A 24,352-nucleotide genomic window follows, 5' to 3' on the forward strand; every position below is an offset into this window, starting at 1 on the left:
CCATCTTCACCGCCCCCTCTTTATATCTGTGCGTTCTGCTTAGTTGACAGATCGCCGTAATAAAAATCTGAACGTGTCGTTAAAACCCTGCTACGAAATTAGCCTGAGAAGGGAGTAACACTATGTTCCTGCACAATAAGCGTCTTCAATACACGGTTCGCGTCGCCGAGCCTAATCCGGGCCTGGCCAATCTGCTCCTGGAGCAGTTCGGTGGCGCCCAGGGCGAGCTGGCTGCGGCCACTCGTTACTTCACTCAAGCGTTGGCTGAAGAAGATCCAGGTCGCAAGGATCTGTTGCTGGACATCTCCACCGAGGAACTGAGCCACCTTGAGATCATCGGGTCGATCATTGTGATGCTCAACAAAGGTGCCAAGGGCAAACTGGCCGAGGGCGTGCAAGCCGAAGGCGAGCTGTACCGCGATATCAACGGTGCCGGCAATGATTCGCACATCACCAGCCTGCTGTACGGCGGTGGCGCTCCGCTGGTCAACTCCGCTGGCGTGCCATGGACTGCAGCCTACATCGACACCATTGGTGAGCCGACGGCGGACTTCCGTTCGAACATCGCTGCCGAAGCACGGGCGAAGATCGTCTACGAGCGCCTGATGAACGTGACCACCGATCCAGGCATCAAGGACGCGCTGGGCTTCCTGATGACGCGCGAAATCGCGCATCAGATTTCCTTCGAGAAAGCGCTGCATTCGATTCAGCCGAACTTCCCGCAAGGCAAGTTGCCAGGCATGCCAGAGTTCTCCCGGACTTACTTCAGCATGTCCAACGGCGAGCCGAATGTACGTGGGCCGTGGAACAGCGACACTGATTTCGAATACGTCGAGAATCCAAAGCCGGCAGTAGATGGGGGTGACGGTACCGCTTCGGTCACGTTGAGCGAGGACGATTCGGTCACGTTGACCATGATGAAAGAGCGGTTGAAGTCTGATCTGGAAGCCGACCCCATGACCGGTGCTGACCTCGGGTCGGGTCTGGCTCAGGGCAAAGCTGAGTAAACTGATAAGGGTAGGGCCGGTGCCTAACTGGCCCAGCCGACGATATGACCCAGGCCACGTACAGCATGGAGATTTCTGATGAATAAGTTATTGGAAGATTCGACGCTCAATGCAGCCAGCGAGTTGTTCAACGACAACGCTCAGCTGGACTTCACTTCATGTTTGAACCGCTTCGAAGCTGAGGCAGCAACGCTGGGGCGTGGATTCAGAACGGCGTTGTTTGTCCAGCAATTTAAAGCCGGACTGTTGCCCAAATCCGTAAAAGGGGTGGAAAGACTCCATTAAGACGCGAAGCTTCTGTGGACGATTTTATAGAAACGCCCTCTGGCTAGCCCGTTTCATCCCGCTACGACTCCATCGATTTTGCCCGCGAAAGCGGGTTTTTTTGTCTCTGGTGAGGGAGCAGCATTGGATCCCGATGCGGTGCATACAGGGCCCTTGGTACGCAACGTTGCGACGGGCTGGACTGATCCGCGATTACCCGCCACTGTATTGGTCTTCGCGCGTGGGCAATGCGTATTTTCAGGCCTGATGCACATCAGGAGAGGGAGCAGATTTGAATCAGCTAAAACGCCTTGAAAGCGGGAACAAGGGCTTCGACGCACTGCTCAAAGGAGGCCTTGTTGCGGGCGCGTCATACATCATTCAAGGACGGCCGGGGTCGGGCAAGACGATCCTTGCCAACCAGCTGGGGTTCAACCACGTCCGGCAAAACGGCCGCGTGCTGTTCGCAACACTGCTCGCCGAACCCCACGACCGGCTGTTTCATTTCCTCTCGACCCTGAGCTTCTTCGACCGCGAAGCGGTCGGCCAGAGCATCCAGTTCGTCAGCGCGTTCGACACCCTCGAGAATGACGGTCTGGACGAAGTCGTCAAGTTGCTGCGCCGCGAGATCAGTCGCCAACACTCCAGCCTGCTGATTCTGGACGGGCTGCTCAACGCGCGCTCCAGGGCAGAAACGCCGCTGGACACCAAGCAGTTCATCTCCGAGCTTCAGGGCCATGCCGCCTTTGCCGGCTGCACGGTGCTGTTCCTCACCAGCTCGCAACTGGACGATGGCAGTCCCGAGCACACCATGGTCGACGGCGTGATCGAGATGGGCGAAGACATGGTCGGGTCGCGCACGGTGCGCCGGATCAAGATGCGCAAGACCCGGGGCAGCGGCGCGATCCCCGGCGCCCACGAATTCGAGATCAACGACCAGGGCATTTCCATTTACCCGCGTCTGGAATCCATGCTGACCCGAACCGGTGCCATGCCCGATCACGCTCACGCAGTCCTGAGCAGCGGCATTGAGGGGCTGGACGCGCATATCGGTGGCGGTCTGGTCCGTTCCTCGGTGACTCTGATCATGGGGCCTTCGGGCGCCGGAAAGACGTCTCTGGGCATCCAGTTTCTGAGCGGCTGCTCCGCACAGGAGCCCGGGCTGTACTTCGGCTTTCATGAATCGCCACAACGGGCGATGACCAAAGCGCGTTCTCTCGGAAAGGACTTCGCGGGGCTGGAAGCGTCGGGCGCGTTGCACATCGCCTGGACACCGGCCTCGGCAGGGCTGATTGATCGCGTCTGTTACGACTTGCTCGACAGGGTCGAGCGGCTGCAGATCAAGCGCGTGTTCATCGATAGCCTCAACGCCCTGAGCCGCGCGGCCGCCGATCAGAGTCGGGTACTGGACGTTCTCGACACATTGCTCGGAGAACTTCGCGCCCGGGGCGTCACGGTCATGGCGGCATGGGAAGCCCATCGGTTGTTCGACGAGCGCGCGAGCTTCCCGGCGCCGGATGTCTCCGGTGTGGTGGATAACCTGCTGCTCGTCCAGTTCGTGCAGCATCGGACTGAACTTCAACGACAGGTTTCGATTCTGAAGATCAGAGACAACGCTTACGATCCCTCGCCACTTGAAGTCGTGATGAGCAACGCTGGAATCACCATGAAGAAGGTCTGAGATATGCGATTCGCAACGTGGGGGTGGCCACAGCCAGTAAGTTGCCTGATCAGGCGGCTGACCCTCGCGACATCGGGGGAAATGCCCCTCTGATGCCGACAATTCTGATCATCGATGATGAGTACCTGATTGCCGATATCCTCAGCTTTGCGCTGGAGGATGAGGGCTTTCAGACGGTCGTCGCCGGGAGCGGAAGCAAGGCGCTGGACATTCTCGACCGCGAGCGCCCCGATCTGATCATCACCGATTTCATGATGCCCGGCATGACGGGTCTGGAACTCGCCGAGTCGATCAAGTCCCGTGGCGTGCACAGGTCGACGCCCATCATGCTCATGAGTGGCGCGCAGGCCTACATGGGTGCCGAGCGCCCGGACCTTTTTGATGAGGTGATTGAGAAGCCGTTTGATATCGAACAGGTCATCGGCAAAATCCACGCTCTGTTTCAAGCCCGCCAGTAAGCCCGCTGGTAACTTAGCCCCGCTTGATCGTTATTGCCGTTGAACGAATCGATTCAGCCCAGGGTCGATACTGATAACGCTTACAAGATGGGCAATGCAATGAATACCTGGTACAGCAAATCGTTGGGTGAAGGCACCGCCGTGTACCGACGGCTACGTGTATTGAACGAACTTCGTCATCACGTTTGTCCCGACGCTTCCTGTCCCTATTCGCTTTACATGGACGCGGTCAGCGCGGAAACCCTCGTGTTGTTTGATCCCGAGCAGAGTGTGCTGGCCACCGCCTTTGGCGCAATGCCTTGTGGTCAGCCGCACCTCAACGGGGTTCGCCTCATCGATCTTGAATACCGTCCGCTGCCTTTCACACTACAAAGTGCGCAACTCTTCAGCTCTCCACGTATCCATCCCCAACCCCGGTTCTACGCCGAATACCGCGCGTGATGAACTGTACCCTTGAATATTAAAACTGATAATAAACGTGAGCATGTTCCAGCGTGAGCGGTGCTGTTTGCTGTCAGTGTTGCTTGCGGGAGAATCATAATGGCCGTGGCCATCGTCAGACTGGAAGGTGAAGACATCCCCCTCGAACATCGACAGTCGGGCACAACCGCTGTCTTCCGGGTCAGGAACGATGAGGGCGCCGTACTGTATTTCGACGATGAAGTTGAAGCGGCCAAGTCGGCCGTTGAGCTAAGCAATGCCGAGCACTCCTGAACAATCAGCGGCCGGGGCTACTTGTATTCAGTGGTTTTTCAGCAGGCTTATTATCGCATCGGCAAACTCTACCGGTGCCTCTTGCGGCACATTGTGGCCCACGCCTTCTATCACTTGCCGCCGTACCGGCCCTGCAAAGCCACGCACTGCGGTACTGCTGTCGCGTTTTGATGAGACGCCATCGTCTGCTCCCGCCAGAATCACCGCCGGCACTGTGATCAGTGGCTTCTGCGCGAGCCGCTCCTGAATAAAGCCATAGTCGGGATCGCCCGCCGCCCGTCCATAGCGGTGGCGGTAGGAATGCACCACCACGTCGACAAAGTCCGGGTTCTCGAACGACTGTGCAGTATCAGCGAACGTGGATTCTGCGAATGGCCATGTCGGCGACCAGAGTTTCCAAAGCAAATGGCAGAACTCACTTCGATGGGCCGTAAGGCCGGCGCGTCCGCGCTCACCGTGAAGGTAATACTGATACCACAGGCGTCGCTCCGTTTCGGGTGCAGCCGGTGTGTTTGCAGCAGCGATGTCATGAATGTTGTAGCCAGGGTCGCAACTGACCAGCCCCGTCACGCGCTCCGGCCACAGCGCGGCCACCACACAAGCGGCGCGTCCGCCCCAGTCGTAACCGGCGAGAATGGCTTGAGGGATATTCAATGCATTCAGCAGTGCCAGCAGGTCGGCGCCCAGTGCTGCCTGTTCGCCCGAGCGGGGCGTGGCCGAATCGACAAAACGGGTAGGGCCGTATCCCCTCAGGTAAGGCACGATGCAGCGGCAGCCAGCCTGGACAAGTTGCGCCGACACGTCGTCATAGGCGTGGATGTCATAGGGAAATCCGTGAAGCAATACGACAACAGGGCCATCGTCCGGGCCCATGTCGCGATATGAAACATTCAGCACGCCGGCAACTATGCTCTTCACGGGATGACTCCGACAGACAAGTAGAAGCGAAGCCCTGAGAAAATGCGGGCTGAAGTGTGACGGTAGTGCTGTTAGGTGATCAATTGCGCGACGGGCAATTGCAAATGAGGGAGCAACCAACGATCGAATCACCGATGCAGCGCCGCGGGCGCGTGCATCGGGAGATCGGCAACAGGGCGGTTGTCAATGCCCCGTCCCCGTTGACAGGCCGATCAGGAAACCCAGGATTCGACGGTGTCGGAACCGTGTTCGGCTTTCCATTCTTTCAAGGTTTTGTGATTGCCACCTTTGGTTTCTACGACTTCACCGGTGTGCGGGTTTTTGTAGACTTTAACGGCGCGGGCTTTGCGAGTGGTCTTCTCGGGGGCGCTGGTGTTCTTGCCCTGTTTGGATCCGGTAGGGTGATCCAGAATCGAAATAATATCTTTAAGGCTCTTATTGTATTCGCCGAGCAGCGTACGCAATTTGCCTTCGAATTCGATTTCCTGCTCCAGGCCTTTATCGCCTTTCATGGCCTCGAGGGCAGCGAGCTGATCGGCAAGGTGACGTTCAAGCTGGCGGTATTCAGCAAGTTTAGACATTGGAACTCCATGTTTCGGTTTGTTGATACTGACGTGCGGCGTTAGCACTGGCGAACATTGGAGCGCACGGTGATTACTGGTGTAACCGTGGACACTGTAGTGCGAGTGGGTGCATGGATGCCAGCACTAACAGCAAACTTTTCTGCCCTGACTGCAAAGCTGCCAGTTCACGCGCCGCAGGACGCTTTAAAACATGCACACGGGTCAGGTGTCGGCCAGCGCTGCAGGCTGCAAGGCCGAGTTCAACGCAGGCTTCAATGCCAGGCCGCCAAACGAGGTGGTCGGGTCTACATAACGCAGCGCCGATTTAATGTCTTTCCAGCCGACGTAATTCATCAGGCTTTTAATATCCCAGCCGTTGCCTGAAGCCCAAGTTGCAAATCCTCGGCGCATTGAGTGACTGCTGTACAGGTCATCTGGTAACCCGGCGTCTTTAAAGATGCGCCGCAACATCGGCACCAGGCTGTGGGAATTGATGGCTTCCACGGACAGGTTGCCCCAGCGGTCGATCCGGCGAAACACAGGCCCTTGGGTCAGCCCGGCCACGGTGATCCAGTTGATGTAGGCGTTGACCGGGCACAAAGCCTTCAACGCCGGGGTGCGAAATGTGCTGCCCTCATGCTGCCGGTCGCCTTTGGTGTACGGCAGATAAAAGCTGATGCCTTCGCCGGCCTGGGCCTGTGTGTTGCCGACGTCCAGCCTGGCGAGCTCGTCGCCGCGGAACCCTCGCCAGAAGCCGATCAGCACCAGGGCGATAGAGCGTCGGTGACGCATCAATGTCTTGTGGTCGCCGCGCTGCCAGGCGGCGTTGGCCTCGTTCTCCAGCCACGCCACCGCTTGCTCGAGGTGACGCAACAGCAACGGCGCCGCCTGTTTGGCTTGCGCGGGGTGGACTACGCGAATGCCTTTGAGCAGTTGCCGCACGGTGGGCGTTTTGGTCGGGTCCGGAGACCCCTGGGTGACGTGCCACTGGGCCAGCGCCGCCAGACGTTGTTTTAACGTGCTGATGGCGTGCTTGTCGGCGTACTCGGCGAGGTAGCGCACGATGCCGTCGCCCGTGGTGGGCAGGTAGCCGCCCCAGACCACTTCGAAATGCTCGATCGCGGCCCGATAGCTCCGGCGTGTATTGGCGCGAGTGCCTGCTGACAGGTATCGATCTGCCTTTTCCATACATCCCTCGGTCGACGTGACATGGGCACTCTGCTGGCTTAGATCGCCGCTTACCTGCCTGAAAAGCGATAAAGCACTATTATCGGTTGTTGTCAGAAGCATTTCCACACAACGTTTCAACTGGTAACGTAGCCTGTAATAACGTGTTACGTAACACGGTACGAAATAGGTGGAGCTGACATGGCACGCGGAGGCATTAACAAGGCGGTGGTAGAGCGCGCGCGACAGGCGTTGCTGAGCAAGGGCGCTTACCCCAGCATCGACGCGGTGCGTGTGGAGCTGGGCAATACCGGTTCGAAAACCACTATTGCCCGGTATCTAAAGGAACTGGACGGCCAGGCGCCGGCCGAAGCGTCGCCGCGAGAGCGCATGAGTCATGAGCTGAGAGCACTGGTTGAAGCGTTGCTCGATCGGCTGACGGAGGAGGGCGCGGAGGTGGTCGCCCAGGCACAGGCGGAGTTCGATCGTCAGCGGGACGCCTGGCGAACCCGGCTGGAAGCCTTGGAGCTGGAGCTCGATACAGCCCGGCGCCAGTGCGAATCTCAGCACGCCGCGCTGACCGAGCAGGGCGCCCAATTGCTAACCACCCACTCCTCCTGGCAGTCGGAACTGACGCGCAATGCCGGTCTGAGCCAGCAGTGCCAGGACCTTGAGCGGCGGGTGCAGGACAAGGACGTGCAAATCCAGTCCCTCGAAGAAAAGCATGTGCACGCCCGCGCGGCGCTGGAGCATTACCGCGAGGCCATCAAGGAGCAGCGCGAGCAGGATCAGCGTCGCCACGAAGCCCAGCTTCAGCAGATCCAGGTGGAGCAGCGAAAACTTCAGGAGACGCTGGTCATCAAGCAGGATGAATCAACGCGCCTGAACCGCGACAACGAGCGCCTGCTCGGCGAGATGCGTCAGCAGGCCCGGGCGTTGACAGACCAGCAAGACCAGACGCAGCGCCTTGCCACAGAACTTCGCACCGCGCAGATGGCCACCGCCAAAGCCGATGGCGCCCGTGAGCAGCTGCAAGAGCAGTTGGCGGTTATACAGGTGGAAAGTAAATCCTTGGCAAAAGTGGTGGCACTGGCCAATGAGCAATTGGCGCAGGCAGATCAGCGTGTTGCTGTTTTAAGCGAAGACAACGACAGCCTGCGTGCTCAGGCGCAGCTCATCATTGCTACACCTGTGCCGATACAGACGTAAGCGACCGACGCGTCTTCAGTTCTGCGGAAAATCATGCCAAAGCAAAGCACCACGCCACTCGTTACGCCAGTCATGCCCCCCACGAGTCCCGCCACCGTGACGTTGGCGCGGGGCTCGTTATTCAAATTTGTGTTCCTGCTGGCGGGCGTCTTTCTCCTGGCCGCTTACTTGTTGGCGTTCCTCGCCCGCGACCTGGACCACACCGAAGAGATCGAAAGCGCGTTCTACAGCGAGAAAGCGGTGCACTCCCTGCAAAAAACCCTGACCGTCACGGTCAAGGACTACGCATTCTGGGGCGATGCCTACCGCTACCTGCATTTGAAAATTGACCCCGACTGGGCGTTCGTCCGTCAGAACATCGGATCGACGCTGTACAGCGATTTCGGATTTCAAGGCGTGTTCGTCATTGATGACGCCGGCCGCACTGTGTATGCCGTGGTTGAAGGGCAACTGGAAAAGGTCGATGCCGACCCGTGGCTGGGGCAGGCCAGGGAACTGCTTCTGGCCAGGGCCAGGGAGGGGGCCGAAACAGAAACCCCTGTCACCGCCTTCGTCGACCTAAACGGCACACCTGCGCTGGTTGCCGCAGCCGCCATCACCCCCGGAACCGATCCAAGCGTGATCCCCGATGGCCGCGTACCCTCGGTGCTGATCTTCGTCGAGGTGCTCGACGACGCCAAGCTGGCCGTTTTGGGCAAGGAATACGGCGTAGACGGGTTGCACGTTGCAACGCCTGACGAGCGCCCTCAGGTATCGATTTTTCCGTTGGGCGAGGGCGGTGCTGCCGGAGCCTTGCACTGGACGCCACCCAGACCGGGGGAGCGTTTGCTCACCCTCGGCCTGCCGCTGATTGGTCTGGCCGCCGTGCTGGTGTGCCTGATGACTTGGGCCATCCTGCGTCGCACCACCGCCGCCGCTCGCTCCCTTGATGACAGTTACGCGTCCCTGCAGAAAAGCGAAAGCGCGCTCGCCACCAGTGAAGCGCGCTTTCGTGACGTGGTGGAAGCCAGCTCGGACTGGGTCTGGGAAATCGACAGCGAAGGGCGGTTCACTTACCTCTCCGACCGCTTTGAAAGCGTGACCGGCTTGAGCCGCGCGCGGTGGATCGGCGCATTAATGGACGACTTGCTGCAAACCGAACTCGGCCTGGTGTCGCAGTGGTTGGCGATCCCGAACCGTCGTCCCGACATCACCATTCAGTGCCGCTACCTGGAGACCTGCGGGCGCGAACGCATCAGTCGCCTCTCGGCGCGGTTGATGCTGGCAGGCGGATTTCGCGGCACGGCCACCGATGTCACCGAAGAAGTGGAAGCCCGTCGGCGCATCGAGTTTCTCTCCCAGCACGACGCCTTGACCGGTCTGCCCAATCGGGTCCGGTTGCAGGAATTTCTCGACGGCAAACTGAAAGCGCTGCCCACCCTTGACCAGCCACTGGTGATGCTGAGCATTGACCTGGACCGCTTCAAACCGGTCAATGACCTGCTCGGCCACGCCGCAGGGGACCGGGTGCTCAATGACGTGTCCAGTCGGCTGTCCGATTGCGTGCGCCATGGTGATCTGGTCGCTCGAGTAGGGGGCGACGAGTTTGTACTCATCCTCAGCGACGCCCGAACCCAGGACGAAGTGGAGTCACTGTGCCGGCGGCTGATCGAGTCCATCGAGCGCCCGGTGCAGATCGACGACCAGGAAATATTCGTCAGCGCCAGCATCGGCATCGCCATGGCGCCCACCGATGCGCGCGAGGCCGCCGAACTGTTGCGTTACGCCGACATCGCGCTGTATGAGGCCAAGGCCAGCGGTCGCGGCACCTGGCGGTTTTACGCTGGGGACATGAACGCCAAGATCATCGAGCGCCGCCGGCTTGAGAGTGACCTGCGCTATGCGATCAAACACGACGAACTGCGCCTGCATTTCCAGCCGCGCTTTCGGATTTCCGACGGCGAGATGGTCGGCGCCGAAGCGCTGGTGCGTTGGCAGCATCCCCAGCGCGGCTTGATTGCGCCGGACACCTTTATCCCCATCGCTGAAGAAAGCGGGCTGATCATCCCCCTCAGCGACTGGGTCATGACCCAGGCGTGCAGTGAAGCCGCGCGCTGGTCGAAACACCTGTTCATTTCCATCAACCTGTCGCCGGCCGAATTCAAGCGCGGCAACCTGCCGGCGCGCATTCAGTCCGCCCTGAAGGCCACCGGTATCGAGCCGTCGCGGGTCGAACTGGAGATCACCGAAGGCGTGATGATCGAGGACGCCGTGGGTGCGCTGGAGGTCATGTTGACGCTGAAGCAACTGGGGGTGCGCATTTCCATGGATGACTTCGGCACCGGTTATTCGTCGTTGAGTTACCTGCGCACGTTCCCCTTCGACGGGCTGAAGATCGACCGCAGCTTCCTGACCCGCCTCAGCGAAAGCGAAGGCGACCGCTCCATCGTGCAGGCCATCGTCGGGCTGGGCCGCGCGCTTTCACTCACGGTCACGGCCGAGGGCATTGAAACTGCGGAACATCTGCAACTGCTCAAGGCAGTGCAGTGCGAGGAAGGTCAGGGGTATTTCCTCAGTCATCCGCTGACCACCTCGGACTTCCATGCGCTGTTGGCGGCGAGAAATACGGCGGCGCTGGACACAAACGTATAAAGTGCGCGCGCTGTTCCGGGCGTGAGGCTTCCATTGCTCGCGCACCGGGCCAATACCGCGTTCTATTTCTGGAGTGTTCATGACCCAACCGCGCGCTGTTTTCACCGAAGGGTCGGTGGTCAGGCACGTGTTGGTGATGTCAAGCACCAGCGCGTTGAGCCTGCTGGCGGTGTTTCTGGTGGACATCTTCACGCTGCTCTACGTCTCGATGCTTCACGATCCGTTGCTGCTTGCCGCGACGGGGGTGGCGAAGGTGCTGATCTTCCTCAACAGCGCCGTCTCCAGCGGTCTGATCATCGCCGCGGCGACGGTGCTGTCCGAGCGGATCGGCCATCGCGCCTCGAAGGCGTCTTCGCGGCTGGTCACGCACTTGATGCTGATGGTGGTGATCGCGTCGGGCGCGGCGGCGGCGTTGCAACTGGCGCTGCTGGTTCCGCTCACCCGTTGGCTCGGCGCGGACGCCAGCACCTACGAAGCCGCGCGGATTTTCATCTGGCTGACCCTGCCGTTCAGCGTGCTGCAATCGGCCATGCAGATGTCGGCGCAAATCCTGCGAACCGCCGGCGACAGCCGCCGCGCCCTGTGCGTCGTATTGTCGGGGGCGTCGACCCTGGCGCTGGCCGATCCGCTGTTCATTTTCGGTTTTGGCCTCGGGCTTGAGGGCGCGGGGATTTCCTATGCGCTGTCGGCGCTGGTGTCCCTCGGCCTGGGCATTTACTGGTTGCGGGCGCGGCTGGCGATGCCGTTTTCCATCAGCTGGCGACTGCTGCGCCTGCACATGCGCAAGGTCATGCAGGTCGGTTTACCGGCGATGGTTGGAAATCTGGCGACGCCCGTTGGCCTGACCTATCTGGTCTCGTCGATCGGCGCCTATGGCACGTCGGCGCTGGCAGCAATGTCGGTGATGGACCGCGTCATGCAGTTGGCTTACTGCGTGTTCTTTTCCCTGCCCAGCGCCCTTGCGCCGGTACTGGGGCAAAACATCGGCGCCCATCGCCAGGCTCGCGTCGCCTCGGCCATCGTTTTCAGCCGCAGGCTGGTGATCGTCTATGGCCTGTTGGTCTGGGCCGTGCTGCTGCTGGTGGCGAATCCGCTGGCTGACACCTACGAACTGGAAGGGGCCGGGCGGGCGATCTTTCTTGGGTTCTGCCACGTCGGCGGCGGGCTGTGGGCCTTGATCGGGCTGGATTTCGTCGCCATCGCCATGTTCGTCACCCTGGGCCGGCCGTGGCTGGTGGCACTGTTCGCCTGGCTACGGGCAACGCTGGGCACGGTGCCGTTCGTGCTTGGCGGGATTCACCTGTTCGGCGCGGCCGGCGCGTTCCCGGCCATGCTCACCGGTAACGCATTGATTGCCGTGACTTCGATTACAATCGCGTCCCTCACGGCCAGGCGGTTTTTCCGGCGCCGGGGCGGCGCCCAGGCCGTGGGGTGAGCAGGCAGTTGCCGCGCTCGGTCAGGCTTCATTCGGATCAACGAGACAAGGTGCTATGACAGACGACGAATCAGGGAATGACTCGCCCGAGGTGGCCTCGCCGAAGCGGCGGCGTGCGCCCAAGGGTGAAATGCGTCGTGCTGCCTTGCTCGATGCGGCGACGGTGATCTTCGCGCGCAACGGTTATTCCAGTGCGTCGATGAAGGATGTCGCGCAGCTCGCCGGCATCACCACCGTCGGCCTGCTGCATCACTTTCCGAACAAGGAAGCGTTGCTCAATGCGCTGCTGGAGCGGCGGGATCAGCGGGTGGTGTCGCGGTTCAGTGAACTGACCATGGAGATGACGCTGGAGGGGTTTATCAAATTCGTGCGGATGAGCATGAGTTTCAGCGTGCAGGACGCTGCCGAGTGTCAGGCGGCGATGGTCCTCAACACGGAAAGCCTGGCCGAAGCGCATCCGGCCTTCGACTGGTACAAGACACGTTTTCACATCACCCACGAACATGCGCGCGGGCATTTGCAGGCGTTGATCGAGGCGGGGGAGGTGCGGCCGGACACTGACGTGAAGACGCTCGCTCAAGAGATCTTTTCGGTCATGGACGGTGTGCAGATCCAGTGGCTCAGAGCCCCGGACGATGTCGACGTGATGGCCGTATTCGAGGGTTATCTGCGCCGTTTGCAAGCCGACCTGCAAGCTCGTCCCTGAGCTTGAAGTGGTTGCTTAACGCCCGGTCAGAACCCCGACCGGATTACCCACTCAGTAAGTTTGCAAAGCGCTGACCTGCACTGCCTTGCGCAGTGGAAGCGGCAGCGGGTTGCTGTCGCGGGTGGTCAGGTGTTCCGGGAACAGCGTGATCAAGGTGCGATCCAGGGGCAGGTCCTCGGAATCAGGCCCTACGAGGATCTTGAACTTGCCGGCGTCGACATCCCAGCTGTCGGTCTTCTCGACGTAATACGCCAGGGAGCGCGAATCGATCGGGATGCTCACGGTCTTGCTTTCGCCCGGTTGCAGGTAAACCTTGGTGAAGCCCTTCAGTTCTTTCTCAGGACGGTCGACCGCCGGGTTGTTTGGGTGGACGTACAACTGCGCCACTTCGAAGCCTGCCTTATCGCCTGTGTTGGTCACTTTGAAGGTGACATCAACAGTGCTGCCTGGCGCCATGACATTGGTCGACAGTTTCAGGTCGCTGTAATCGAACGTGGTGTAGGACAGGCCGTAACCGAACGGATACAGCGGCTTGGCGTGCTTCTTGTCATAACCTCGATAGCCCATGTACAGGCCTTCGCTGTAGGTCATTTCGGTCAGCGCATTATCGCCACGGTAAGCCGCCGGATCCGGGTATGACGCGTAGCTCGGGTTGTCCTCGATCTTCTTGTCGATGGTAATCGGCAGCTTGCCCGACGGGTTGACGTTGCCGAACAGAATTTCGGCCAGGGCCTGGCCGCCTTGCTGACCCGGGAACCAGGCTTGCAGGGATGCGCCGACCTTGTTTGCCCACGGTTGCATGTCAGCCACACCGCCGCCGTGCATGACCACAATGGTGTTGGGGTTGGCTTTGGTGACGAAGCTGATCAGCTCTGCTTGCTGGTCAGGCAGCTCGAAGCCATGGTCCGCACCTTCGCCTTCGTGCTCGTAGTTGGAGCCCGTGGCGATGACGACCGCATCGTATTTGGACAGGTCCTTTGGTGGACGCAACGCTGCCCAGCTCATCTGCACGCCGGTGACGCCACCCAGTGCCGGGATGAAGTTGGCCTGAACGCGTTGGTACTCAAGCTTCACCGTGTACGACTTGCCGGCCACCAGTGCGGCGGTTTTGCCCGACGTGGTCAACGCGTTGACCACGTCCGCCGCATACGGCTTGCCGTCGCTCTGCAGGACCAACTCATCATTGACCCAGAGCTTGTACGGGCCGTCCGCACGGACCTTGAACACCTGGGCGCCGGAAACGGTCGGCTTGATGGTCGCCGTGTAGCGTGCCGAGAACGCGCCAGGGGTCGGGCTGAAACCGGAAACCGCAGTGGTGCCGGCGTTGGTCTCGTTGGTGCCGGTGGTCCAGTTAAGGTTCACGCCGGGTTCAACGCGGGTCACCACCGGGCTTCCGGAGAAGCTGGTGTTGGAGAAGTATTCCGCTTTCACGCCGGCGTTGTTGACGTTATTGCTGCCGACGGCAGGTTGATACCAGGCCGAGGCCGTTGGGTTCAGGCTCAGTTCTGGCAGGTACGTAACGTTGGTGCTGCTGGAAGCCAGCTGCTGCAGACCGCTCAGCTCGGTGACGTAACTGCTGGGCGGCGAGTTGGCGGTGCCGAACGGCGATGCCGGCGCTTGATACGCCCAGTCACCGATGACCGCGATCTTTGCGTCACGCGCCAGAGGCAGCAGCGGTTTGCCGGCCGACGTTTTTTCGTTGCGCAGGAGAACGATCGACTCACGCGCCGTGTTCAGCGAAGCACGCTGGCCGTACTCGGGATGGTCCAGGGTGTTGGCGGTGTTGAGGTGTTCCTGGAAGTCGTAGCTGACGATCGCGCGCAGGTTGCGTTTGACCTTATCGTCGATGACATTTTGGCTCAGCTGGCCGCTCCACACATGCGGCATCAGGTTGGCTTCGGTAAATTGCAGGCCCGACGGCATGTCGATGTCGGTGCCGGCCCATGCGCCTTTAAATGCGTCATGGATCGCGTTGAAGTCACTGATCACGGTGCCCTGATAGCCCCATTCACCCTTGAGCACTTCCGTGATCAGGTGATGGTTTTCACAGGCGTAATCGCCGTTGATCTTGTTGAAGCCGCACATGATCGACGCGACGTTAGCGTTCTTCACCATCGACTCGAATCCCGGCAGGTACAGCTCTCGCAGCGTGCGCTCGTCGACCACGACGTTCAGCCCCTGACGGTTGGCTTCCTGCTCGTTAGCCAGGTAGTGCTTGCCGCTGGCCTGGATGCCTTGCGCCTGAATGCCGTTGACCACGGCCGGCGCCAGCACGGCACCGATGAACGGGTCCTCGCCGCTGGCATATTCCGCCGAGCGCCCGTTGTACGGCGTACGGTACAGGTTGACGCCGGGGGAGAGCATTTGCTGACCGCCGGAGATCCGCGTCTCGTAAGCGATCGCCAGACCGAATTCCTTGGCGCGGTTTATGCTCCAGGTCGCCGCGAGTGCGGACTGCGACGGGTACTGCGCGCCGAATGTGGCGTTGTTGACGTGCACGCCCATGGAGGAGTCGTAGGCGACGGTGCCCTTGATGCCCCATTTGAGCAGCGACGGGATCATGTGGCCGTCGTCGACGCGGGTGAAGTTGATCTTCTCGGACTGATTCATGTTGTCCAGGATCGAACTGACCCGTGCTTCCACGGCGTCACCGGTCGCCGGCGTCACAGCGGCCAGCGCCAGGTTGGCTTGCAGTACACCAAGGGACAACAGGCTCAAGGCCAGGGTGTGTTTGAAAGCTGACATCGGGAATGCGCTCACTGGTCGCTGACGGTGGCCGGACGGCCGGTTGCGTGGGTCGGTCATGGCTTCTGCACCAGAACAGGCGCGTCACCAGTGTCGACCGGCGCATCAAGCATTGCGGATGAGGTCTGGGTGGTCGGTACGGCAACCTTGTCGACGCCGGAAAGCTGGTCGCGCTGATGTTCAACCTGGACGCGAAGTGTTTCTGCCGAGTTCGACGTTTGGGTGTTCGTAGAGTCCGCCGCAACAGCAGCAAAACTACAGGCGCCGAAAAGCACGACGCTGCAAACAGACAGCATGGGTCTATTCATCGATGGTTTCTCGATTGATGGAATTGGAAATTAAATGAACGCGCAAACCCGCCCTGTGAGAACAGGGCGAACGTTAAGTCCGGGGAATCTACTGATTAGTTCAGCGTTTGCAAGATTATTTTTGAAATAGACGAGCGGTGATCGAAAAGGCACGTTCAAGAGGGTTTCGAATCACTCGGTGGCGCTGGTGGTGAGACAAGGAATCGCTTTTTAGCGCAATAATTCACCCAATATGTCCTTAATAACGAATTTGTATTGCCGTTAATTCGACTATAAAGCGTGATTAATTGCGGCATCGAAAACCTAATTGCTATTAGGTTTAGCTTGCTGGTAAGCTCTCTCCGCGCCGAGTAACCCTCGACAATCAAACGACTGCATAGCTGCCTTAGTTGCCGATACATATTCGAGAGCTTTGGCGGCTTATTTCACTTTATTAGTTGATTAACAAGTTGCGCGCAACGCCCTGGTTTTAAGTTGACACCCTATAAAGCCGATGGAGGAATGCTGCGCGGCGCAATAACGCGTGCGCGTAATTAAAAGAGCGGGCCATTGATTAATTAATCGCCACCCCACGCGCTGTTTCTGCATGGACATTCAGCAGCAGCCAGGCAAGCTAGGTCACCGACGACTATCGTCAGCAAATGCAGCTGCTGAGCGGTGCCGGCGCGCTACAAGCCCTGCGCTAGACGCTCGCAAAGGTGTAACAAAGCTTTCCGGGGCGCGGGTTGTGGGCGTTAATATGGGTGGGAACGCATGCGATCGGGTGGCTCGGACATCCCGCTTTCGCCCATTTCCCACACGGGCGCCATCACCGGCCCCAATACGGAAAACCAACAATGATCTTGAGAGTGACTGGGGTGGTGATGGCGATTTTCGCCATTGCCCTGTTGTACATGGGTGCGCAACTGGTGGCCGCCGGCGGCTCGGCGGCGTACTCGATTATCGCCCTCGCGGTATTGGCCTCGGCGGTGCTGCTGATTTTGAAAAATCAATCGGCGCTGACGGTTTATGCGCTGCTGATGTGGGGGATTCTGATCTGGATCGTCTACGAGGTCGGCTTCGACAAATGGCAGTGGATTCCGCGCGGCGATCTGTTTGCGCTGCTGGGGCTGTGGCTGGCGCTGCCGTGGTTGGTGCGTCCGCTGTACAAGGCGCAGAACCCGGGCGACACGCGCCGCTTCCACCCGTTTCTGGGCGGCACCGTTGGCGTGATGATCCTGATCGTGCTGGCGATGATGTTCTACGACCCGTACCCGGTGGCCGGCAAGATCGACACCCCAGTGGCAACGCGCAGCACGGGCGAAGCCGCCAATGACTGGGTGGCCTATGGCGGCACCCACAACGGTCAGCGTTTCTCCAGCCTCGACCAGATCAACGCCGGTAACGTGAAGAAGCTTTCCGTGGCGTGGGAATACCACACCGGCGATCTGCGCGATGCCGCAAAAGACGCCGGCGAGTACACCTTCGAAGCCACGCCGCTGAAGGTCAACAATCGGGTGTACGTCTGCACCGCGCACAACGAAGTGCACGCGCTGAATCCTGAAACCGGCAAGCTGGACTGGAAGTGGGCGCCGGAGAAGAACCGCTCGTACCTGCAGCAGCACCAGACCTGCCGTGGCGTCAGCTACTACGCGCCGGCCGCAACCGCTGCAGCCGATACCTCATCGAGCCAGTGCGCCAAACGCATTATCACTGCCACCGCGGACGCAAAACTGGTGGCCCTGGACGCTGACACCGGCATGCTGTGCAGCGATTTCGGCAACAACGGCGTGGTCGATCTCAGTGCCAACATGGGCGAGATTCGTCCCCACGCGTTGATGCAGACCGCCGCACCGCTGATTGCCGGTGATCTGGTCATCGTGGGCGGTTCGGTGATGGACAATGGCTACAACGACGGCAACCCGTCGGGTGTGATCCGCGCCTACAACGCCGTGACCGGCACGCTGGTGTGGAACTTCGACCCGGCCAATCCGGACATGAACCAGCCCATCGCGGCCGATCAGACCTATCCGCAGGACACACCCGTGGCGTGGGGCACGCTCAGCGCCGATATGAAAAACGGCTTGGTGTTTGTGCCATTCGGCAACGCCTCGCCAGATGAGCTCGGCATCAACCGCGATCCGAACAGCAACACGGAAAAATTCCGCGACACGCTGGTAGCCCTGGACCTGAACACCGGTGCGTACAAGTGGAAATTCCAGTCGTCGAACAACGACCTATGGGACCGCGATAACCCCTCGCAGCCGACCCTGATGGACGTGGGCAAAGAGGGCAGCAAGCAACCGGCGCTGCTGTTGCCGACCAAAGTGGGCAACATCTTTGTGCTGAACCGGCTGACCGGCGAGCCAATTGTCCCGGTCGATCAGGTCAAGGTGTCCACCCAGGGCGGCGTGCCGGGGGAGCATTTTGCGCCGACTCAGCCGGTGTCGAAGATCAACTTCATCCCGGAGCCGCTGAGCGAAAAATCCATGTGGGGCCTGACGCCGTTTGATCAGATGTCCTGCCGCACGATCTACAACAAGCTGCGCTACGACGGCAATCCATGGACGCCGAGCACCGAGCAGGGGTCGCTGATCTTCCCGGGCAACATCGGGGCGTTCAACTGGGGCTCGGTGGCGGTCGATCCGGATCGGCAGATCCTCATCGCCGCACCGGTACGTCTGGCCTACACCTACCACCTGATCAAGCGCACCCCGGAAACCGCCGAGAAGCGGCTGTTCACCCAGGACGGCACGCCGTACTGGAACGAGAACTTCAAGGGTGATTACGCCATTCGCATCAAGCAGTTCGCCTCGGAGCTGGGCGTGCCGTGCATTGCGCCGCCGTGGGGCCGCATGGTCGGCATTGACCTGACCACGGGCAAAACCGAGTGGATGCGCCGCACCGGCACCACCCAGAACCTCAAGACCACGTTCCTGCCGGGCCGCTTCCCGATCGGCTTCCCGATGGGCATGGTTGCCCACGGCGGTCCGCTGGTGACGGCGGGCGGCGTGGTGTTCCATGGCGCCACGGCGGACAACTTCATCCGCGCGTACGACATCAACACCGGTGACGTGCTCTGGGAGAAAGAGCTGCCGGCGGGCGGGCAGGCGACGCCTTCGACCTACATGGGCAGCGACGGCAAGCAGTACGTCGTCATCTCGGCCGGCGGGCATGGCTCGCTCGGCACCACGTTGGGGGACAGCGTGATCGCGTTCCGTCTGGATTGATTGACTGACGTGTGACCAAGGCCGTGACGAAGTTGTGCGTCACGGCTTTTTTTTGTGCGGATGTAGGCGCCGGCTTGCTGCTGAACGTTTGGTGCACCGCCATGAGTGTTTGCCTGACACCCTGCAAACCATTGTAGGAGCGCGCTTGCCCGCGATTGCGGTGGATCAGGTGTGAAGAGGTCGCCTGACACACCGCGTTCGTCCGGATGCGGCCCAGACCAAGCGCGCTCCTACAGGGGATGTCGCCACATCGGGAATGGTCTGCGTGTCCAATGGGTGTGCGGGGTTTTGGCTGCGCCGCGGTGTATACCTCAAACACGGTGCTGCGAATCACGTCTGGCAGTGCCGGATTTGCTGGTTGAAATCACGGTGGCGGCCGCGAGCTGAATCAGCCGTCTGTGTGTATCAACTGCGCCGGGCCGGGTTTATCCCCGTCCCGGCGTTGTCGCTCAAGGGCGGACTGGCGCCTCGGGGGTGTTGGTCACAAGGTGATTCTGGGTCGCGCGGCGCTGCTGGGTGATCAGCACCTGGGGCACCGAGGAGCAGCGGTATTTGATGCCCCGTCGGGTAGGCATCAAGGCAACGCTCTCCATGCACTCTGCTCGGGTCGAATACGCCGTCGGCTGGCTCTCATCCAGACATCCTTCCGCACCGGAACACATAGTCATTACAACCATAAAGATGCTCTTCATTGCTCACATTCCTTTCAGGCAAATCACGGCGCGGGACAGCGGGTGTGTGGCGATTTTGAGGGGAGGTGATGGCTTGTGGCAATGCGGCGGAGATGCATTTCGTCGGGAATATGACGCTTTTGGGTTTTCCGTGAATTTGGGAGTGGTTTGGCAGTCGGTAATTTGACGTCACGCTTTTTAGAGGGGTCTGCTGTACTTAAGTCTGGCGTCAATTCGACGCGCTGGCGTGGGGCTCTTCAATCGTTTTAGACACCGCAATCAAATCCCCGGCGCTGGCATTCAGCGGCGATCGCCGAGCACGTTTCAGTCATTGAATCCAAAGAGCTCTGAACTGAAAGCGACCTGAGTTAGCTGATTCTGACTACCGCTAACGCCACTGCCGTGGCGTATTAAATAAATCAGGCCCCTGTTGAACATGCTCTCAACCAAACCGCGCAACCATGAACTCGATAAAGCTGCGCAGTTTGGGCGAGGCCTGTCGGTCGGGCAGATACAGCAGGTTCAGCGGTCGTACGGGAAGTTGGTAGTCCGCGAGCACCTGGCATAACTGGCCGCTGGCAAAGTCCTGCTCGACAACCACCGCCGGGAGCAGCGCGATGCCCATTCCGTCCAGCGCGGCCTGGCGCAAGGCCGGGCCGTTATCCATCTGCACCCGGCCGTTGACCTCCACATCGTGCACGCCGTCAGCGCCCTTGAACGTCCATAGACCTGCCGCGCTGGTGGGTGAGGATCGCGAGGCATACAGATACGTCAGGCAGTCGTGGCCTTCGAGTTCATCGGGATGCGCAGGCATGCCGCGGCTTTCCAGATAGGACGGGGAGGCGCAGAGCGCCAGGGAGTGGGGTTTGAGGGGTTGCGCCATCAGGAACGCATCCGGGGGTTCACCGATCCGCACCGCTGCCTCGAAACCATCCTCCAGTAAATCAACCTGCCGATCGGTGAAGATCACGTCGAGGTCGACCTTGGGATAACGGCGTAAGTACTCGGCGATGGCGGGCATTAAGCGCTGGAGTCCAAAAGCGTGGGGCAGGGTGACGCGCAGCCGACCTTGGGGCTCGCTACGCGCAGACAGCGCATCGGCGTGGGCGCTCTCAACCAGACTCAGAATTTCGACGCAGCGGTCGTAATAGCGCCGGCCAAACTCGGTCAGGTGCTGCTGGCGCGTGGTGCGGTTGAGCAGCTTCATGCCAAGGTGTTCTTCCAGCGCGCGCAGATGATTGCCCACCATGGTCGGGGTCAGCGAAGCGTCGTCCGATGCAGCCGTAAGGCTGCCTTTATCGACGATCTGCACAAACAGCTGCATGGCCTTGAGCACGTTCATTGGCAAGTTTCCTTTGGCAGTCAGCAAAGTTTTAATCCATTTATCATTTCTGTTGGGCTATTCACAGTGGAGCCACACCTTTACAGAGTGACTTGCCATGCACAGTTATCGCTTCGACACACCTTCACTGGACGGATTGCGTCTACATCAGGAGGCCGTTCCAAAGCCACAGCGCGGTGAGCTGTTATTGCGCGTCCACGCCGTGTCGCTGAACTACCGCGACTTGGCACTGCTGGACGGGCGGATCCTGAAACCCTCTATCGCAGGGGGGATTCCTGTCAGCGATGCCGCTGCCGAAGTTGTTGAGCTCGGCGAGGGCGTCGATGATTTCCAGGTCGGCGACAGGGTGGTGAGCCTGTTCCACCCGCGCTGGTTCGGAGGCCCCAAGGTCGCCGCCCGGGCCATTGGCAGCTACGGCTACGATCAGGACGGCTGGCTGACGGAGTACAAAGTGGTGTCGCGTGAAGCGGTCGTCGCCTTGCCGGATGAGCTGAGCTTTGAGGAAGGCGCGACCCTGCCGTGTGCAGCGGTTACTGCCTGGAATTCCATCAGCGGCGCCACGCCGATTCGGGTGGGGCAAAGCGTATTGACCCTGGGCAGCGGCGGGGTATCCGTGTTCGCGCTGCAATATGCCAAGGCAGCAGGCGCTCGGGTGATCGCCACCACCTCGTCCTCTGCCAAGGCCGAGCGTTTGAAAGCGCTGGGTGCCGATGAGGTGATCAATTATCGGGACGTCGCCGAATGGGGCACCGCGGTCCGGTCGCTTACCGCTGACGTGGGCGTCGATCGGGTGGTTGAGGTGGGCGGACCGGCGACGATCAGGCAGTCGTTGAAAGCCGTCGCCTTCCATGGCGAAGTCGTGCTGGTAGGTTTTCTGGGCGAAAGCGGCGCGGCGCTCGACTATTTCGACCTGATGGGCGCCGGTGCAAGCTTGCGGTCCACCAATGTCGGCGATCGGGCGATGCTCGAAGACACGTTAAAAGCGACGGTGGGTGGCCAGATCAAACCGGTTATTGACCGCGTTTTTCCGTTTGCCGAAGCCCGGGCGGCGTTTGAGCACCTGCGCAGTGGCCAGCATTTCGGCAAGGTCGTGATCAGTCTGGACCGCTGATACTGGCCAGCAGCCGGGTACCTAAGTGCGCTCCTTCATCGGCAAGCGCTTGACCGAGTACGCACGCTTTTCGTCTTCGGAGTTGTAGTAGGCGTTCTGCGTCGTGCTGAGGCTGTTGTGACGCAGATCGACCTGCAGATCTTTCATGTCGCGGTGAGGCGCATCGAAGGTGGCCGAGGTGTGCCGCAGCCAGTGCAAGGATGCAGCGCGCAGGCGGCCGACGTCTTCGTCTGGCCAGTGCTCGGCCTGCATGCGCTGCAATGCACGATCAAACACCTCCTGCAGCAGCACGCGGATATGCCGGTCGGACAAACCGGCGCGGCCGCGTTGGGTGGCAATCAGCGGCGTACTTTCACCGAAGCCGGGCAGGGGGGACAACCCCTGATGCAGACGCCAGCGCTTGAGGTAGTTTTCTACATAGTCGTCACGCACGCTGATCTTGCCGGCTTTGTTGCCTTTGCCCACCACGTGATACCACCAGTTGCCGGCGCCGTCCTTGCGCAGGTCGCCCATGGTCGGCTTCCAGTTGTCACGACCCACCAGGTCGGAAACCCGCAGGTACATGGCAAAAATCGTCGCCACAATAAACAGCGTGCGCTCGTACTTGGCGTCCTCGGCGGCCAGCAGCTCGGCGGTTTCCAGCACGAAATCCCACTGCAGCGAAGTCAGGATGCGTGTGTCCTGGTTATCGGTATTGCGCTCCTTGTATTTGCTCTTCTGTTTCACAGCACGAAACGGGTTTTGCTCGCAGAAACCCTCATCGATTGCGTGCTGAAAGAAGCTGCCGCACACCGCGAAGATCTGCGCGATAGAGCCTTGGGCCAACCGGTACGCGTCCTGCAAAGCGGGCCGGTTTTCTTCCTGGGCACGCTTGCGTTCTTCCTTGGCGACAGTCTGGCTGAACGGTCGCCAGTCGGGATTGAGGACGTAGGTGTCCGTCGCGGTTTTCTTGCGCGCGCCGAGGCGGGTGAAGCGGGATTTGACCACCGGACCCACCCAGGCAGGGTCGGGCGCCAGGCAGAACTCCATGAAGCTCTCGGCCTGGGTGCGGCGCATGGCGAGGAGGGGCGTTCTGGATTTGAGCATCGTCCAGAGCAGCAGTCGCTCGACGTGGGTACGGTAGGAATTGAACGTGGATTCGTTGCCGGCGTAGGACTTGAGAAAGCTGCGCACGGCGCGGTAGCCTTCGATGGCCTGGGTCTCATCGGGGAATTGCTCGAGATAATCACGGATCGCCGGAAGCTCTTCCTTTAAAGAGCTGAAGTTCAGCTCGCCGAACTTCGCGTAGGTTTCGAACAGCGGATGGGGTGACGAAGGCGCGGGCATGGAATTCGCTGGCTGTGGACGCGGAAGGTGCCGGCATGATCGTGCAGGTCGCGGCCATATGCAATATCCGGGTCTGACAGTTATCGGATATTGCATTTGTAGGTGGGGGTGTGTTAGCAGGGCCGCTTGGGTCTATTTGGCATTTGTATGCTGTTTTGGGCCTTCCGGAACAATTTAGGTGATGTCTTCGTGTGCCGATACGTGCTTTTGCGCGCTTTGAGTGAGTTTTGGCACGTCAGCGTGGCGATTTTGTTGAATTTATTTGTGCTGTTGCGAGCGCATTGGTGCTCTGCAGGCCTCGTTTTACGGGGCTTTCGGGCTATTCAGGCGGTGGCGAGCGTTAGGGGTGGCGTTGGAGCGCTGCCAGTTACGCGCTCGAGGCGAATGTCCATGGGGGTCGTCCTGGCATCGGCTTGGGACGGCTGAATCTGGAGTCAAGTTTGAGACCTTCAAGGCTGTCTGCTTAAGATCTTGGTGGTCGGGCGGATGTCGGTGAACTGCAGTGTCGTAGGGCTCGAGATCTGCGCCTGTGAGGAGTGATCTTTGATGCATACCACTGGCGTCGGTCAGATATCGGCGTGCGCTTGATGCGAGGGCCAGACATCGATTCGCTCGTAAGTTGTTCACTATGGATTCGAAGGCTGCATTGGATGATAAGGTGCGATGCAGGAAGGGTTGATCGCGATTGTTGGATCAACGAGCTCGGAGTGATCGGTGATCGGTGATCGGTGATCATCGAAGGTGATGATATCGGCGTAAGACTGCATGCAGTAAACCAAGGATCACGAAATGCAGAAACGCCACGTTCGATTCTCTGGCCCGACGCGCCCCAGCAGCGTAATATCAAGTTACGCATAATGTATATTATGTTAAATTATGAAATACTT

The 24,352-nt window shown here is 60.0% G+C and carries 20 protein-coding genes; 12 read left to right on the top strand and 8 right to left on the bottom strand.

Annotated features, from left to right (window positions below; all coding sequences use genetic code 11):
- Positions 1-122: 122 nt before the first annotated feature.
- From L4G42_RS05155 to L4G42_RS05180, 6 genes are all read left to right on the top strand, one after another.
- The gene (locus L4G42_RS05155) at positions 123-1,007 is read left to right on the top strand and encodes a manganese catalase family protein (RefSeq protein WP_237252064.1); all 885 of its coding nucleotides are present in this window, start codon (positions 123-125) and stop codon (positions 1,005-1,007) included.
- A 78-nt stretch (positions 1,008-1,085) separates the two neighbouring features.
- Complete coding sequence (locus L4G42_RS05160; protein WP_237252065.1) at positions 1,086-1,292, top strand: hypothetical protein; 207 nt, start codon at positions 1,086-1,088, stop codon at positions 1,290-1,292.
- A 271-nt stretch (positions 1,293-1,563) separates the two neighbouring features.
- Positions 1,564-2,952, top strand: a complete 1,389-nt coding sequence (locus L4G42_RS05165; RefSeq protein WP_237252066.1) for an ATPase domain-containing protein — start codon at positions 1,564-1,566, stop codon at positions 2,950-2,952.
- A 92-nt stretch (positions 2,953-3,044) separates the two neighbouring features.
- Positions 3,045-3,410 (top strand): response regulator, encoded by a 366-nt coding sequence (locus L4G42_RS05170; protein WP_237252067.1) that lies wholly within the window; start codon positions 3,045-3,047, stop codon positions 3,408-3,410.
- Between the two features lie 99 nt (positions 3,411-3,509).
- On the top strand, positions 3,510-3,851 hold the full coding sequence (locus L4G42_RS05175) for a hypothetical protein (RefSeq protein WP_237252068.1): 342 nt from the start codon (positions 3,510-3,512) through the stop codon (positions 3,849-3,851).
- A 99-nt stretch (positions 3,852-3,950) separates the two neighbouring features.
- Positions 3,951-4,124, top strand: a complete 174-nt coding sequence (locus tag L4G42_RS05180; RefSeq protein WP_237252069.1) for a hypothetical protein — start codon at positions 3,951-3,953, stop codon at positions 4,122-4,124.
- A gap of 27 nt (positions 4,125-4,151) precedes the next feature.
- On the opposite strand, the gene L4G42_RS05185 is transcribed toward L4G42_RS05180, so the two are convergent.
- From L4G42_RS05185 to L4G42_RS05195, 3 genes are all read right to left on the bottom strand, one after another.
- Positions 4,152-4,997, bottom strand: a complete 846-nt coding sequence (locus tag L4G42_RS05185; protein ID WP_237259473.1) for an alpha/beta fold hydrolase — start codon at positions 4,995-4,997, stop codon at positions 4,152-4,154.
- A 257-nt stretch (positions 4,998-5,254) separates the two neighbouring features.
- Positions 5,255-5,623 (bottom strand): histone-like nucleoid-structuring protein, MvaT/MvaU family, encoded by a 369-nt coding sequence (locus L4G42_RS05190; RefSeq protein ID WP_074883334.1) that lies wholly within the window; start codon positions 5,621-5,623, stop codon positions 5,255-5,257.
- A gap of 204 nt (positions 5,624-5,827) precedes the next feature.
- Positions 5,828-6,793 carry a tyrosine-type recombinase/integrase gene (locus L4G42_RS05195; RefSeq protein WP_237252071.1) on the bottom strand — a complete coding sequence of 322 codons (966 nt, stop codon included), beginning with the start codon at positions 6,791-6,793 and terminating at the stop codon, positions 5,828-5,830.
- A 180-nt stretch (positions 6,794-6,973) separates the two neighbouring features.
- On the opposite strand from L4G42_RS05195, the gene L4G42_RS05200 reads away from it, so the two are divergent.
- The 4 genes from L4G42_RS05200 (at position 6,974) to L4G42_RS05215 (ending at position 12,753) form a co-directional block, all read left to right on the top strand.
- Positions 6,974-7,981 (top strand): DNA-binding protein, encoded by a 1,008-nt coding sequence (locus L4G42_RS05200; protein ID WP_237260605.1) that lies wholly within the window; start codon positions 6,974-6,976, stop codon positions 7,979-7,981.
- Between the two features lie 33 nt (positions 7,982-8,014).
- Complete coding sequence (locus L4G42_RS05205; RefSeq protein WP_237252073.1) at positions 8,015-10,612, top strand: bifunctional diguanylate cyclase/phosphodiesterase; 2,598 nt, start codon at positions 8,015-8,017, stop codon at positions 10,610-10,612.
- 79 nt (positions 10,613-10,691) lie between these two features.
- The gene (locus L4G42_RS05210) at positions 10,692-12,047 is read left to right on the top strand and encodes an MATE family efflux transporter (RefSeq protein ID WP_237259417.1); all 1,356 of its coding nucleotides are present in this window, start codon (positions 10,692-10,694) and stop codon (positions 12,045-12,047) included.
- Between the two features lie 55 nt (positions 12,048-12,102).
- Positions 12,103-12,753, top strand: a complete 651-nt coding sequence (locus L4G42_RS05215) for a TetR/AcrR family transcriptional regulator (protein ID WP_237252075.1) — start codon at positions 12,103-12,105, stop codon at positions 12,751-12,753.
- A gap of 51 nt (positions 12,754-12,804) precedes the next feature.
- Here L4G42_RS05215 and L4G42_RS05220 read toward each other — a convergent pair whose 3' ends face one another.
- A complete protein-coding gene (locus L4G42_RS05220; RefSeq protein WP_237252137.1) occupies positions 12,805-15,498 on the bottom strand; it encodes a glycoside hydrolase family 3 protein in 2,694 nt (897 codons plus the stop codon).
- Positions 15,499-15,554: 56 nt separating this feature from the next.
- Positions 15,555-15,794, bottom strand: a complete 240-nt coding sequence (locus L4G42_RS05225) for a hypothetical protein (protein WP_237252076.1) — start codon at positions 15,792-15,794, stop codon at positions 15,555-15,557.
- Positions 15,795-16,642: 848 nt separating this feature from the next.
- On the opposite strand from L4G42_RS05225, the gene L4G42_RS05230 reads away from it, so the two are divergent.
- Positions 16,643-19,015, top strand: coding sequence for a membrane-bound PQQ-dependent dehydrogenase, glucose/quinate/shikimate family (locus L4G42_RS05230; protein WP_237252077.1), 2,373 nt, complete (start codon positions 16,643-16,645; stop codon positions 19,013-19,015).
- A 449-nt stretch (positions 19,016-19,464) separates the two neighbouring features.
- On the opposite strand, the gene L4G42_RS05235 is transcribed toward L4G42_RS05230, so the two are convergent.
- A complete protein-coding gene (locus tag L4G42_RS05235) occupies positions 19,465-19,707 on the bottom strand; it encodes a hypothetical protein (protein WP_237252078.1) in 243 nt (80 codons plus the stop codon).
- A gap of 421 nt (positions 19,708-20,128) precedes the next feature.
- Positions 20,129-21,028: a LysR family transcriptional regulator gene (locus L4G42_RS05240; protein ID WP_237252079.1), complete on the bottom strand. Its 900-nt coding sequence runs from the start codon at positions 21,026-21,028 to the stop codon at positions 20,129-20,131.
- A gap of 97 nt (positions 21,029-21,125) precedes the next feature.
- On the opposite strand from L4G42_RS05240, the gene L4G42_RS05245 reads away from it, so the two are divergent.
- Complete coding sequence (locus tag L4G42_RS05245) at positions 21,126-22,139, top strand: zinc-dependent alcohol dehydrogenase family protein (RefSeq protein ID WP_237259418.1); 1,014 nt, start codon at positions 21,126-21,128, stop codon at positions 22,137-22,139.
- A gap of 21 nt (positions 22,140-22,160) precedes the next feature.
- On the opposite strand, the gene L4G42_RS05250 is transcribed toward L4G42_RS05245, so the two are convergent.
- Positions 22,161-23,465 (bottom strand): tyrosine-type recombinase/integrase, encoded by a 1,305-nt coding sequence (locus L4G42_RS05250; protein ID WP_237260607.1) that lies wholly within the window; start codon positions 23,463-23,465, stop codon positions 22,161-22,163.
- Positions 23,466-24,352: the final 887 nt, after the last annotated feature.

This window comes from Pseudomonas petrae (genome assembly GCF_021728295.1).
Taxonomy (GTDB): domain Bacteria; phylum Pseudomonadota; class Gammaproteobacteria; order Pseudomonadales; family Pseudomonadaceae; genus Aquipseudomonas; species Aquipseudomonas petrae.